This is a genomic window from Collinsella sp. OM04-5, assembly GCF_003439125.1.
Lineage (GTDB): Bacteria > Actinomycetota > Coriobacteriia > Coriobacteriales > Coriobacteriaceae > Collinsella.
This window is the reverse complement of sequence record NZ_QSUU01000008.1, coordinates 93,894-106,299: the sequence shown is the minus strand read 5'-3', so window position 1 is coordinate 106,299 and position 12,406 is coordinate 93,894. Positions and strand designations below refer to the sequence as shown.

General features: G+C 59.9%; 12 protein-coding genes. 5 read left to right on the top strand and 7 right to left on the bottom strand.

What is annotated here, in order from left to right; translation table 11 throughout:
- Positions 1 to 292 precede the first annotated feature (292 nt).
- Both DXB53_RS06300 and DXB53_RS06295 read right to left on the bottom strand, forming a co-directional pair.
- Positions 293 to 1,414, bottom strand: a complete 1,122-nt coding sequence (locus DXB53_RS06300; RefSeq protein WP_147329321.1) for a hypothetical protein — start codon at positions 1,412 to 1,414, stop codon at positions 293 to 295.
- A gap of 641 nt (positions 1,415 to 2,055) precedes the next feature.
- Positions 2,056 to 3,024, bottom strand: coding sequence for a 3'-5' exonuclease (locus DXB53_RS06295; protein ID WP_117583776.1), 969 nt, complete (start codon positions 3,022 to 3,024; stop codon positions 2,056 to 2,058).
- A gap of 171 nt (positions 3,025 to 3,195) precedes the next feature.
- Here DXB53_RS06295 and DXB53_RS06290 point away from each other — a divergent pair, with 171 nt between their 5' ends.
- On the top strand, positions 3,196 to 4,284 hold the full coding sequence (locus DXB53_RS06290) for a putative manganese transporter (protein ID WP_117583775.1): 1,089 nt from the start codon (positions 3,196 to 3,198) through the stop codon (positions 4,282 to 4,284).
- A 19-nt stretch (positions 4,285 to 4,303) separates the two neighbouring features.
- Here DXB53_RS06290 and DXB53_RS06285 read toward each other — a convergent pair whose 3' ends face one another.
- Positions 4,304 to 4,786: a DUF188 domain-containing protein gene (locus tag DXB53_RS06285; protein WP_006235439.1), complete on the bottom strand. Its 483-nt coding sequence runs from the start codon at positions 4,784 to 4,786 to the stop codon at positions 4,304 to 4,306.
- Complete coding sequence (locus tag DXB53_RS06280; RefSeq protein WP_117583774.1) at positions 4,787 to 5,389, bottom strand: HdeD family acid-resistance protein; 603 nt, start codon at positions 5,387 to 5,389, stop codon at positions 4,787 to 4,789.
- 233 nt (positions 5,390 to 5,622) lie between these two features.
- Here DXB53_RS06280 and DXB53_RS06275 point away from each other — a divergent pair, with 233 nt between their 5' ends.
- The 3 genes from DXB53_RS06275 (at position 5,623) to DXB53_RS06265 (ending at position 7,572) form a co-directional block, all read left to right on the top strand.
- Positions 5,623 to 6,294, top strand: coding sequence for a nitroreductase family protein (locus tag DXB53_RS06275; RefSeq protein WP_117563980.1), 672 nt, complete (start codon positions 5,623 to 5,625; stop codon positions 6,292 to 6,294).
- 82 nt (positions 6,295 to 6,376) lie between these two features.
- Positions 6,377 to 6,919: a histidine phosphatase family protein gene (locus DXB53_RS06270; protein ID WP_117583773.1), complete on the top strand. Its 543-nt coding sequence runs from the start codon at positions 6,377 to 6,379 to the stop codon at positions 6,917 to 6,919.
- 17 nt (positions 6,920 to 6,936) lie between these two features.
- Complete coding sequence (locus DXB53_RS06265; RefSeq protein WP_117583772.1) at positions 6,937 to 7,572, top strand: histidine phosphatase family protein; 636 nt, start codon at positions 6,937 to 6,939, stop codon at positions 7,570 to 7,572.
- 131 nt (positions 7,573 to 7,703) lie between these two features.
- Here DXB53_RS06265 and DXB53_RS06260 read toward each other — a convergent pair whose 3' ends face one another.
- Together DXB53_RS06260 and DXB53_RS06255 are read right to left on the bottom strand one after the other, a co-directional pair.
- Positions 7,704 to 8,393: a DUF1015 family protein gene (locus DXB53_RS06260; RefSeq protein ID WP_117583771.1), complete on the bottom strand. Its 690-nt coding sequence runs from the start codon at positions 8,391 to 8,393 to the stop codon at positions 7,704 to 7,706.
- Positions 8,394 to 8,432: 39 nt separating this feature from the next.
- Positions 8,433 to 9,653 carry a M20 family metallopeptidase gene (locus DXB53_RS06255; RefSeq protein ID WP_117583770.1) on the bottom strand — a complete coding sequence of 407 codons (1,221 nt, stop codon included), beginning with the start codon at positions 9,651 to 9,653 and terminating at the stop codon, positions 8,433 to 8,435.
- 655 nt (positions 9,654 to 10,308) lie between these two features.
- On the opposite strand from DXB53_RS06255, the gene DXB53_RS09895 reads away from it, so the two are divergent.
- Entirely contained in the window at positions 10,309 to 10,857 is a 549-nt protein-coding gene (locus tag DXB53_RS09895) for a hypothetical protein (RefSeq protein ID WP_147329322.1), read from the top strand.
- A 346-nt stretch (positions 10,858 to 11,203) separates the two neighbouring features.
- On the opposite strand, the gene DXB53_RS06245 is transcribed toward DXB53_RS09895, so the two are convergent.
- Positions 11,204 to 12,367: a phosphoglycerate dehydrogenase gene (locus tag DXB53_RS06245; RefSeq protein ID WP_117583768.1), complete on the bottom strand. Its 1,164-nt coding sequence runs from the start codon at positions 12,365 to 12,367 to the stop codon at positions 11,204 to 11,206.
- Positions 12,368 to 12,406 lie beyond the last annotated feature (39 nt).

Sequence of the window (12,406 nt, the reverse complement as noted above, 5' to 3'; positions counted from 1 at the left end):
ACTGCTTGCCGCCTCTGCGATTTTCTGTGGGTTGGGATGCATCGATGCAATGCTCGCCAACATATTTCGAGATGTTCGGCCAGCATGCTAAGAAAGCCGCCTCGAGAAGCATTAGAACTGTTCATATTTGTACTTAATCTTGTTAAATATCGTGAGAATCAGTTCTTTCTCTACGGGAGTTCCTGCAGAATCAGTTTTATCTAAAGTTATATTGAGCATTGCTGCGGCCAATCGGGCACATAGGTGGCCGAATAAGTCGAAAAATGTAGGTGGACATCCGCAGAGACCGCCTTTAGAAGAGCGAATTCTCAATTAGATCAATAATCGTGTCGTCTTCCGTGCGGTTTTCATCGATTTTTGCGGACATGTCGCATTCCCAAGGCCCATTGATTTCTTCAGCAAGGGCCCCGACGTGTTGCATGTCGTCGGGTTCGGGCACATCGTTGATGCTCGGGTCATCAGCTTGCGGATATTGGCTTGCAATTTCGCGCTTGGCGGACTCTTCTTCTTTGAGAGCCTCCAGGACGCGGCGACCGTATTCGAAGTAGCGCCGCAAGACAAATTGACGAAGAGTTTCTTGCAGGATGGTGAAGTTATCCGGGAGTCGACCAGGCCAGATCTTCTCGCGAATGCGAATCGCTTCCATGACCCGTCCAAAAGCGGACTGCTTGAAAAACGAATGACGAGTAACTGTGATAACGGCATATCCCATGTTTCGCAGCGTGTTGCGGCGTTCCTCGTCAATTGATTGCTGCTCGGGCTCGTCGTGGTAAAAGCCGTTGTATTCGATATCGGTCATCGAATTCTCGAGCAGCGCGTCGAGGTAGAAAACCGTCCGTCGCGTTAGGGCGGCGTATCTTTTGGGGACTGGGATCGGATAATCCGTTTTGATAGCGCGTATGGCTAAGCCACCCATTGACTTGGGCATCGTCAGCATCATGACAAACGCCGTTTCGAGTGGGGAGCGACAGCCTTCGCGTACATAAGAAAGTGCCTTAAGGGCTTTATTAGATCCACGATACCCCGACGCCTCTGAAAAGAAGGCTCTGAGCTCTTCAACGCTGGTTAGGGCTGGGCGCTCGCGATATTGAGTTTCGTTGGACGTTTCAAGCGCGTAGGAGCCGCAGATTTCAAAGTAATACTCAACGAGCTCCGAAAGGTTGAGGTCGGCTGTTGCTTCTAACGCGCACAGCTTGATATCGACGATGTAGACGTTCGGCTCGAGTTCTAGGTAGCTTTCTGCATCAAACGTATAGCGCGTGCAGTGGCAGATGCAGCCCTTGCGGTGCCTTTTGGCATTATTGGAAAACGTCAGCACATGGATGCGTTCAGAATCGACATTCTTTCTTTTGAGCCATGCTCGTGCCGCTTCCAGGTCGGATGTGGTCGGCGCAGACACCCTGATCTTTTCCATAGGTATGGGATCGGTCGCGTAGCTTGCGAGCGAGTTGGCTGTTTGGTATACAGCGCGTGCTGTAGTATGTGACAGAACGATTCCCATACGCGCATGATGGCATAGCGGACGCCACATGTGCCCGAAACTTCGGGCAACGGTATAGGGACGCGGCTTATCTTCTGCGAACGGTGGGTTTTTGAGCTGTCGTATTGAGGGGGGGGCAGCTTCGGCTGGGGAGGTTTCTGCCAGCTGCGCCTTTTTTGGTGAACTTTATTTGCGGGTTCGTAGCTTCTGGGCGTTTTTACCGAACGCCCAGAAGCCTCACCAACATAATTTGAGTTATTCGGCCTTATCCTATACGAATGGTGTGTTTACAATGTCCTATTCGAATTGATTCAGGTAGATTTATGGGGCTTGGTTGCGAAATAAAGGCGACTACAGCGCTCGATTGCGGTTCAAGGGGCCTTGACTAGTGGTTCAGCTGGCCGAACAACTCGAAAAATGTAGGTGGGTCAACCTGTCGACTGTGTGAAGCACGCGTATTTGCTTGTTTTGATGAAAACTAGGGTGCAGCCATAAGGCTGCGCCCTAGTTTACTGCGTGCCGGTGCGCCCAGAGGATTGCGCTGTGCCTGGCAGGCGCTCCCGCAGATGGATCGGTTATTTCGCAAACAGGTTCTTGAGGTTGAACTCGGCCTGTACCGTGCGGAGCATGAGGTCGGTGTCGTCCAGACCCAGATGCTGCTCGTTGGCGTCGGCGGCGAGGGTTCCGCGGCGGCGCGCCCAGTTCTCGAGCGCGGCGGGGGCGGACTCGCGGGGGAGCGAGCGGACGTCGGCATCCAGGCTGCGGCAGATCTGGCGCGAATCGATGACGATAATCTTGCCGGCACGGCGCGCCTCGGCGTAACCGTCCAGGTGAATTTTGAACCAGCTGTCCTCGAACGCGGCGTTATGCGCCATATAGGGATACTTCTTCATAAGCTTGAGCAGCTGCTTCTGCAGTTCCTTGTTCTCGCGGAACGGCTTTTTGCCGTCGATGTCGTCCCAAGTAATGTGATGGATGTTCGATAGCGGCACATCCTCGCCGCGGTAGATGTCGGGCAGGCCACAGTAGTGCGCCTCGGCATCGTGCGGGACGGCGTCGCTGGTGAGTTCCATGATCTCCCAGCCGACGTTGATGATATAACCGCGTTCGGGTGCACGGCCGGTGGTCTCGATGTCGATACCGAGCACGGTGCCCTGGATGGGCTTACGGGCGTAGGCCACGCCGAGCGCGTCGCGGTCGCCGCGGATCTCGCGCATGACCGACGCGGCGGTGCGCTTTTGCATCTTGCCGATGGCGGCGCAGGTGTCGGCATCGGACAGGCCGCGCGAAAGCGTCGCGGGCGTCACGTTGCGCAGGCGCGCCTCGCCGATCTGGTCGCACAGGTCGCGGTTGCGGTCGGCCAGGTCGCGCACGGTGGCAAAGTCGAAACCGGGGTCGCCCTCGGCGGTAAAGTACTCGGTTTCGAGCGCCTTGAGGGCCTCCTCGCCCTTCTGGCGCTCGGACTCCATGGCGCCGTGATCGCCATAGATAAACATGGGGATAAACGGCTGGCGCTCGTATTCGAGTGCTTGCGAAACGTTCATAGGCTGCTCCTTGGACGGGCCGCGTCGCGCGGCTCGGGGTTACTGAGTTGTGGCGAGATGATAGTTTACCATGGGCAACTATTGGCACAACGCCCGGGACAACTACAATACCCTAGTTGACCGCTAGGACTTTTACAATGTTGCCGAAAGACACGAAAGGTTCCATCCGTCATGGATTTACTGATTGATATTCTGCTCGACGCCGGCAAGGACACGCTGTCCCTGGTGCCGTTTTTGTTGGTGACGTATCTTGCCCTCGAGACGCTGGAGCATGTGGCGGGCGACCGCGTCAACGGCGCTATCAAGCGCGCGGGCGCCGCCGGCCCCGTGGTTGGCTCGTTGCTGGGCATGGTGCCGCAGTGCGGCTTTTCGGCCATGGCGGCCACGCTGTACGCCGGTCGCGTCGTGACGCTGGGCACGCTGGTTGCGGTGTTCCTCTCGACCTCAGACGAGATGCTGCCGCTGTTGCTCGCCGAGCAAGTTCCCGTGCAGACCATGGCGATGCTGCTCGCCTCGAAGGCGCTGATCGCTCTGGTCACGGGCTTTATCGTGGATGCGGCTATCCGCGGCCTTCGTCGTAATGCCCGCGCGCATGCGGCGATTCGCCGTACCGTGTTGGGGACTGCTGCCAATCCGGCTCATGTGAACTGTGCGCACGACGACCACACTGGCGGTGACATCATCGACGAGGTTGCCGAGGCGGGCGTGAGCGCCGACCATATCCACGAGTTGTGCGAGCGTGACCATTGCGGTTGTGATGAAGACGAGGACGAGCACGAACACGGACATGGCCACGATCACGAACATGAGGGCGAGCATGAACACCATCATGACCACGGTCACTCCCACTCCCACGAAGGCGCTCCTGTCCTGTCGATTATCCGCAGCGCCATCTCGCATACCGTGCAGGTATCGGCATTTATTTTCCTGGTGACGTTGATTCTGGTCGCCGTCCTCGAGGCCTTTGGCGAGTCCGCAATCGAGCAGTTCCTGCGCGGCAATGAGACGCTCGCCGTCCTGGGCTCGGCGCTTGTCGGCCTGATCCCCAACTGCTCAGCGAGCGTAGTCATTACGCAGCTGTACCTGGAAGGCGCGCTGCAGCTGGCCCCGATGCTCGCCGGCACGCTCATTTCCGCTGGCGTGGGCTACCTGGTGCTGTTCCGCACCAACCGCAGCGCTCGCGAAAACGCCCTGTTTCTGGTCATGATGTACGTCATCGGCGCCGGCTGGGGACTCGTTCTCTCCGCCTTTGGTCTCTAAGCCCAAAAATCTACCTTGGTTAGCGCAGCAGCTCGGTGAGGTTGCGTTTAAAGCGGGCGCGGTCTTCGCTGGTAAATGCTGCCGGACCGCGAGTGCGTCCGCCGGCGCGGCGTACCTTCTTTTCCTCGTGGCGAATAAACAGCTGCATGTCGATGGTTGCTTTGTCGTAGACGCGCCCGCGCACACCGATAGCGGCGGCATCGCGCCCGAGCACCATGCTCGCCAAGCCAATGTCCTGCGTCACGACCACGTCGCCCGCCTGCAGGCGTTCGACAATGGCAAAGTCGGCGCTGTCGGCGCCCACGCTCACGTCGAGCGTCGTGACCCAAAAGCCGCGTCGCGCGTGCTCGGCATCGCGCGGGTCGTCGCGGCGAATGTGCCGTTCCAGGTTTTGCGTGCTGTTGCCGGCGATAACAACGGCGACGCCCGCCCGCCGCGCGCAGTCAATCGACTCGCGCGTGACCGGGCAGGCGTCTGCATCAATAAAGAGCGTTCGTGGCATCTAGCGCACCAGTTTGCCAAACTGAATGGCGCGAACAATGAGCGTCACGCCAAACACCAGCAGCGCGGCACCGCTAAAGATGACGAGCATCTTGGCCGACCACAGCGGATAGATAAACACGAACATGCCCGCGATGATGGAGAGCGCGCCGCTCAGGATGGCGAGGGCGCGGTTGGCGGAAAGCTCGGATTCCAGAATCGACATGACGCCCTCGACGATCCAGCCAAAGCCGGCGACGACCACCACGAGCGTGGTGAGCGTCGCGGTCGAGAAGGCCTGGTTGCGCAGGATTATGACGCCGCCCAGAATGATGAGCAGGTTGGAGATGATGCTCGTAACGCGCCAGCCGGTGGGCAGCAGCGGCTCGAAAACAGCGGTAAACAGCCTGATCGCGGCCGTGATCACAAAGTAGATGCCCAAGACGGTCGTCAGGAAGACGAGGGATTTGGCGGGCGCAAACAGCAGTGCGATGCCGGCGACGAGCGCCAAGACGCCCGTGATGGCGTAAATCCAGCGCACGGCCTTGACGGCCTTGCCTGCCATGCTTTTCTCGTCAAATCCAAACGCGCTCGATTGCTTGTCATCGTTCTTAAAGATGCCCATGATGTCTCCTTTCCGTGCGGCGTAAGCCGTAGCTCTTGCAACCAGTATCGCCCAAGGGCGCCGTCGCGTGGGGCGGGAAGGGCGAATGGGAGCCTCATCTTCCCGAATTGTTACCTTTGTTCCCGTTTGGATGCGGAATATTCAACAGGTGTGGAACATTGCGCCGCTGTGTGTAATTGCCTACGTTTTAGGTTAGATTTTCTTAAGAACAATTGGCTTTTATTGGGGGTCTTATGAACGAAGCTGTTCCCGCGGCGCCGGTAAGCGCCGAGTCGATGGCAAAGCAGGGTTGCGAAAAGCTTGGCCTGGACACGTTTGACGCGCTGGTCCGCCGCGCCCGTACGTGCCGCCGTTTTGACGAGTCCATGCGCGTGCCGCGCGAGTTTTTGCTCGAGCTGGCGGAACTGGCGCACCTGGCTCCCTGCGGCGCCAATGCTCAGCGTCTGCGTTTTCATGTGGTGAGCGGTGCCGAGGATTGCGCGCGTGTATTTGATGAGCTTGCATGGGCCGGCGCGCTTAAGGATTGGTCGGGTCCTGCCGAGGGCGAGCGTCCGACCGGCTACATCGCGATTCTTGCCGAGCGCGCTGTTCCGGGTAAGCCCGCCGCGCCCATCACCGAGGTCGACACGGGCATTGCCGCGCAGACGATGATGCTCGCCGCTCGCAGCGCCACGCCCGAGGTGGCAGCCTGCATGTTCAAGGCCTTTACGCCCCACGCGATCGATGCTATGGGGCTCGATAACGACAAGTATGAGCTCAAGCTGATCATGGCTTTTGGCGTGCCGGCCGAGACGCAGATGATCGATGCGATCGATTCCAACCCCGACGGCTCAATTAATTACTGGCGTGACGATGCGCAGGTGCACCACGTACCCAAGCGCCCGCTCGCCGACGTGCTGGTGTAGCTGAGCGTCACCGCGGCGTGATCAGACGGTAAACCACCACAAAGGTGCCTGTCCCCTTTGTGGTGGTACGAGGGGAGAGCGTGTGGCAGATCTGTATTTGGTGCGGCATGGGCAGACTGAGCTCAATGTGCAGAGCATTTTGCAGGGCTGGCACGATTCGCCGCTTACGGCGCGCGGGCGCGAGCAGGCGCTGACGGCGCGTACGGCGTTTGCGGCGCGTGGCGTGGCCTTTGATCATGTGTATTCCTCGCCGTTGGGCCGGGCGCGGCATACGGCCGAGCTTATCGTTGGCGAGGGCCGTTCCATTGAGCTGGTCGATGACCTGCGTGAGTGGCATTTTGGCTCGCTGGAGGGCACATCAAATCGCGAGATGCCGCCGCAGCCCTGGGGCGATTATCCGGTGGCCTTTGGCGGCGAGTCGGAAGTGCAGCTTCAGTCGCGCATGGTCGCGGCGCTGTCCCGTATTATGGCCCGGCCGCAGCACAACTGCGTGCTGGCGGTTTCCCACGGCTCAGCCTGCCAGGAGTTTCTTGAGTATGTGACTGGCGGGGGAGAGCTACCCGACAACGGTGCCGTGCTTCATTTTGGCTATTGCGACGGGGCGTTTTCGCTCTTGGGTTGGTAACGAACGAAAGGACCCCTATGAATAAAGATCTGTATCTGGTCCGTCATGGACAGACGATATTCAACCTTAAGCGTATCATTCAGGGGTGGAGTGACTCGCCGCTTACGCAGTTGGGTTGCGACCAGGCGGCGCGCGCCGGCATGTTTTTACGTGCGCGCGGCATTGAGCCCGATCATGCCTACACCTCCACGCTTCATCGCACCGAGCAGACTATCGCCAACTTGTGGCCGGGCTTGGCGTACGAGCGCCTGGACGGCCTGCGTGAGTGGTTCTTTGGCGACTTTGAGGCCGAGCGCGTGATGCTTATGCCCGAGCGCCCGTGGCGCGATTTCTATCGTCAATTTGGCGGCGAGGGCCAGATCCAGGTGCGCGAGCGCATGGTGACGACGCTGACCGAACTCATGCAGCGTCCGGACCATACGTGTGTGCTCGCGGTAAGCCATGGCTCGGCTATCAAGGAGTTTATGGATCACGTGAAGGGTGCGGCGGCCGACGAGCGCGATCGCGTGCCGGGCAACTGCTCGGTGCTGCACTTTGCGTTTGGCGACGAATCCGACACGTTTGAGTTGGTCGAAGTCTTTACGCAGGAGGATTACGCGTGCGAGCTGGGGCTTGAACCGCTTGTAGCGGCAGTAGGCCCGCAGCGCGGGTAGCGCTGGCGTTGCGGCGCGGTTTGCCGGCGAAATTGTTTGATGCGAAAGGGGCGGGGATGCATGCACGGGCATTGCATCCCCGCCCCTTGTTTGTTTGGATGCTGGGTTTTCCAGCTTAGCGTTTGAGTTCGCTAGAACCGTGAGACCTGGTGAGTGAGCAGACCCGTCGGAACCTGCGGCGCGCTGCCGCTGACCTGCGCGGCGGGGAACAGCACGGCTACAGCAAAGTTGAACGGCTCTTTGCCAGAGTAGGCGCCGGCAGCGCGGGCCTCGTCGGCCAGAATCTGCGATGCCCCAGCCAGTGCGGCGACATAGGCGGAGTCACCGGCGAACACCGGGTCGGGCGCCTGATCGAGCATGGCACGGATGGCGGCAACGGCGTCCTCGCGCTTGACCTCCCACACGCGATGTGTGACGCCCGCGGGATCGGTGACGGCGTAGAGCGATGCGCCCTCTTTGGCAGCGCTCAAAATGATATCCATGACGGGCGACGCCTCGTAGGCGAGCGACACGGGGCGCGGCTGCACCTTGAGCTCGGCGATCGCGCGCGCGGTGGCGAGTGCGTCGATGCTCTCGGCGGCAGTCTCGTCGCCGCCCGTCAGCACGTTAACCGGGCAAATCGCCACGACGCCCGTCGCACGTCCCGGCTCGCCCGAGCATTCGTACACGTAATACGCCGCACCCGGGTCCTTGAGCATTAGGCCGTCAGCAATGGCGCCGCGCAGGGCGTCGTTGCCGCTCAGGATACCGCCCATCGCAGGCAGCGCCTCGAGCACACGGTCCTGAGCCGGGCGGATGCAGGGAAACGGAAGTGCTTTCATGGGCGGTCCTAACGCGCGAGTCGGTTTGTTCGCGGCTTATTATGCCCCAACTTGGCCGCTTGCGTCCCAGAGCGTGTTATCGGCAAGCACGATGAGCACGTTTTGGCAGCGAACGATATCGGCATGGGGCACATACTCGTCGGGCTTGTGTGCGAGCGCCAACGAGCCGGGGCCGTAGCTCATACAATTGCGGTTGCCTGTCTTGCCGGCAATGACGGCGGTGTCGGTGTAGCCGGTAAAGAAGCCGACGGTCGTGTCCGCGTCCGTCACGTCATCGGCGGCACGCTTGAGCGCTGCTAGAAGGGGAGAGTTCGGGTCGCGCTCGATGGCGGGGCGGTCGCCCGTCACGGTGTAGCTGCCATGGCAACCGGGAACGGCGGCTTCGGCGACGGCGATGGCCTGCTCTACCATGCGCGTCGCGGCGGCCGTATCAGTCGGCGGGGTCAGGCGCATATCGACCCAGACCTTAGCGTGGTCGGGCACGACATAGGGACGGTAGCCACCCTCGATCTGTCCAAACGTGATGGTCGATGGCCCCAGCTCCTCATGTAAAGGTAGCGTCGCAAACGTGCGACGAAGCGAGCACGCGACCTCGGCTATGGCGGCGACGGCGTCGGCGCCCTTCCAAGGCTGGCTTGCATGCGCCGTCACGCCAGCCATTTCAATCTCGAACCACGTACGCCCCTTGTGCGCCACCTGGATCTGCCCGTCGGTGGGCTCGGTGTCCAGCACCCATTCGCGCGAGCCGACCCAGCCGGCATTGATGGCCGCCTCGGAGCCGCGCATAAAGTCTTCCTCGTCGACCGAGCAGATGAGCGAAAAGCCGCGGCGTGGCAGCGCGCCATCCGCCGCCACGCGCTCGAGCGTATGGACCAGTGCGGCAATGGCGCAGGCCAGGCCACCCTTCATATCGCAGGCACCGCGGCCATAGAGTTTATCGTCGCGCACAACCGCCCCAAGCGGTGCGATGTCTGCGTCCCAGCCATCGCCCAAGGTGACGGTATCCATGTGGCAGATATAGACCAGCCGCGGCTCGTCGCTTTGGCCCGGCACGGTGACTTTAAGGTTGCGGCGCCCGGGCAGCACTTCGAGCTCCTCATTCTGCACGGCATCGAGCGCAGAACTATCAAGTTGTGCCAGCTGCTGCTCAATGAGCCTCTTAATGAAGCGCTCAATTTCATCCTCATACGCGCCCGGGTCTGAGCTGTCGATCCGCACGAGTCCTTGCGTAAGCCGCCAGGCAAAGTCCTCATCAACCATATGCAACCTCACAATCAGTTTGCTTTCCAAACCGATTGTAAGCCTCCTGAGAGATCCGCGACGTGGGCGTGGCAGTATTTACCGTTCGCAGGCCGAGCCAGCGCGTTTGCCGTCCGAGCGGGTTCACAAGCGACGCAGCGGGTACGTACCCTTCATGGACGACATGCTGTGCGACATATCTGCCTTTCGGTATCACCGGATACCTCCACAGGTCTTGGCAATAATGCCGGACCTGCCCGATTCTGCGGACGATCCGCGCAGGGAGCACCTATGTGAGCATCCGCTCGTCACGCATTTCCTGGGCACCCCGTTACACGTGTTGGCGCAGGGCAGCTGCGGACGTAAGGGCGATCGCATTGTCAGGCATGTTTGGAACGGGGAGAGGCCGTTTGATTCCGTGCGGCAGACGGAGTTTGGCCTCGATGTTGCGTCCCCACTCTTTACCCTGCTGACCCTGGCTTCCTCGGTCTCAAACGAGCGTCTAATCATGTGCATGTATGAGATGTGCGGCACCTTTGCCGTGTGCAAGATTGCACCTCAGGTAAAGTCGGCACTTGAGCAGGCATACGGGGGCCGGTGGGGTGACGCACGGTCGGGCTGGGAAAACGTAAAGGATGTCTCGGGGAATCCAACGGACTTGTGGAAACGACCTCCCTTGATCGAGCTCTCTGAGCTTACCGAGTACGTCGATAAGATCCCGGGGCTCCGCGGCGCTAAATCGTTCACGCGTGCCGCGAAATGCATTACGGGGGTGGCGGCATCGCCGCTCGAGGTCCAGGCTTCGATGCTGTTTGGCCTTACGAGGTTGCGCGGCGGCGAAGGGCTGCGCCTTACCAATAACGTCGAGATTCGCTTGACGCGCAGTGCCCGCCTGATTTCGGGGCTTGATAGGCGCTATGCCGATATTCTGCTGGCAAATAAGGACGGCAGCCGAGAGTGCCTGGTTGAATGCCAAGGTAAAGCCATACACGGATCCATAGAATCCAAGATCTCGGACTCCGATCGAACGACGGCTTTGCAAGCCATGGGATATCCCGTCGTTCTGATGACCTATGGTCAGCTGGCCGATTCCGATGCCTTCCGCGTGGTGATGGAGCTCATCATGTCCTATCTCGATGTGCCGCTGAAAGACAAGACGCCGCGGCAGCAGGAGCTCGAACGGCGGCTTCGTGAGGAGATTTTTATCGATTGGGCGGGAATGTAGCCGCGCGGGCGGAAAATGGTCGCGCGGACTAGAGTTTTGGTCGCAAAATACTTATATTTTGCCTTGGACGGGCCTTAAAAATGCTACCTAGAATAAGTTGTTTCGGAAAATGGACAGTCAACTTACATTCGGCACATAGAGACCGATTTTTACCTACTAAAGTCCCTGATAAAGCTGTTTATCAAAGCGGGTGTGCTTAGCGACTGGAGCCTCACTATCGATTATCTGAAAAAACTTGTTCTGGGTATCATTTTAAAGTCATCCGGAGCAACAAAATCGCCCCCCGTTTCGTGAAAACGGGGGGCGAATGGGCTTCGTGGTCTGTCTGGCAGGTTTGGCGCCGGCGCTACTTAATCACGCGCACGCGATACATCGACGGAATCTGCTTGAGCGCCTCGATGGTGCTGCTGTCCAGGTGCTCGTCGGTGTCGAACATGGTGTAGGCGTTCTCGCCGGCGGACTCGTTGGTCATGCGCTGCACGTTGGCGTTGTCCTTAGCAAGGATTGCCGTGATCTGGCCAATCATGTTGGGCACGTTGGCGTGCAGGCAGGCGATGCGGCTTGCGGCGCGCGCCTTGCCCATGCTGCAGGCGGGGTAGTTGACGCTGTGCGCGATGTTGCCGTTTTCCAGGTAATCCTTGAGCTCGCTGATGGCCATGTCGGCGCAGTTGGCCTCGGCCTCGCCGGTGCCGGCGCCCGAATGCGTGGTGATAAACGTATTGGGCATCTTGACGGTCTTGGGCGTGGCAAAGTCGCAGCTAAACCAGCTGAGCTTGCCCTCGCGCAGGGCGGCGTCGACGGCGTCTTCGTCAATGATGGTCTCGCGCGCGTAGTTGATGAGCACGGCGTCGGGCGCTAGCAGGTTAATCTGCTCGGTGCTGATCATACCGATGGTGTCGGCCTTGCTGGGCACGTGCACGGTGAGGTAGTCGCAGCCGCGGCACAGATCCTCGAGCGTGCCCACGCGCTGCACCTCGCGGCTCAGCACCCACGCGTGCTCGACGGAAATGAACGGGTCGTAGCCGTAGACGTCCATGCCCAGATCGACGCAGGCGTTGGCGACCTTGGAGCCCACGTTGCCCAGGCCGATGACGCCAATGCGTTTGCCCTTGAGCTCGCGGCCCACAAAGGCCTTCTTTGCCTTCTCGGCGTCGACCTGAATCTCGGGATCGTCGGCGTTGTCGCGTACCCAGTTCATCGACTGCACTACGCCACGGCTCGAGAGCACCAGCATGCCCAGGACAAGCTCCTTGACGGCGTTGCTGTTGGCGCCGGGGGAGTTAAAGACGACGACGCCCTTCTTGGCGTACTCCTCGACGGGGATATTGTTGACGCCGGCGCCGCAGCGGGCGATGGCGCGGATGCCCTCGGGAAGCTCGTAGCCGTGCAGGTCGGTCGAGCGCATCAGGATGGCGTCGGCCTCCTCGGCGGTGCTTACAAACTCGTAGCCCTCGCCAAACTCGACTTCGCCGTCTTTGGTGATGTCGTCGATGGTCTTAATCTTGCGCATGGAAAACTCCTTAGCGGGTTTTGATCTAAACAGGGTGGT

What these genes read in the sequence shown, in the direction of transcription:
- DXB53_RS06300 (WP_147329321.1), bottom strand. Translation starts at nt 1,414, where the DNA reads ATGGAAAAGATCAGGGTGTCTGCGCCGACCACATCCGACCTGGAAGCG.
- DXB53_RS06295 (WP_117583776.1), bottom strand. Translation starts at nt 3,024, where the DNA reads ATGAACGTTTCGCAAGCACTCGAATACGAGCGCCAGCCGTTTATCCCC.
- DXB53_RS06290 (WP_117583775.1), top strand. Translation starts at nt 3,196, where the DNA reads ATGGATTTACTGATTGATATTCTGCTCGACGCCGGCAAGGACACGCTG.
- DXB53_RS06285 (WP_006235439.1), bottom strand. Translation starts at nt 4,786, where the DNA reads ATGCCACGAACGCTCTTTATTGATGCAGACGCCTGCCCGGTCACGCGC.
- DXB53_RS06280 (WP_117583774.1), bottom strand. Translation starts at nt 5,389, where the DNA reads ATGGGCATCTTTAAGAACGATGACAAGCAATCGAGCGCGTTTGGATTT.
- DXB53_RS06275 (WP_117563980.1), top strand. Translation starts at nt 5,623, where the DNA reads ATGAACGAAGCTGTTCCCGCGGCGCCGGTAAGCGCCGAGTCGATGGCA.
- DXB53_RS06265 (WP_117583772.1), top strand. Translation starts at nt 6,937, where the DNA reads ATGAATAAAGATCTGTATCTGGTCCGTCATGGACAGACGATATTCAAC.
- DXB53_RS06260 (WP_117583771.1), bottom strand. Translation starts at nt 8,393, where the DNA reads ATGAAAGCACTTCCGTTTCCCTGCATCCGCCCGGCTCAGGACCGTGTG.
- DXB53_RS06255 (WP_117583770.1), bottom strand. Translation starts at nt 9,653, where the DNA reads ATGGTTGATGAGGACTTTGCCTGGCGGCTTACGCAAGGACTCGTGCGG.
- DXB53_RS06245 (WP_117583768.1), bottom strand. Translation starts at nt 12,367, where the DNA reads ATGCGCAAGATTAAGACCATCGACGACATCACCAAAGACGGCGAAGTC.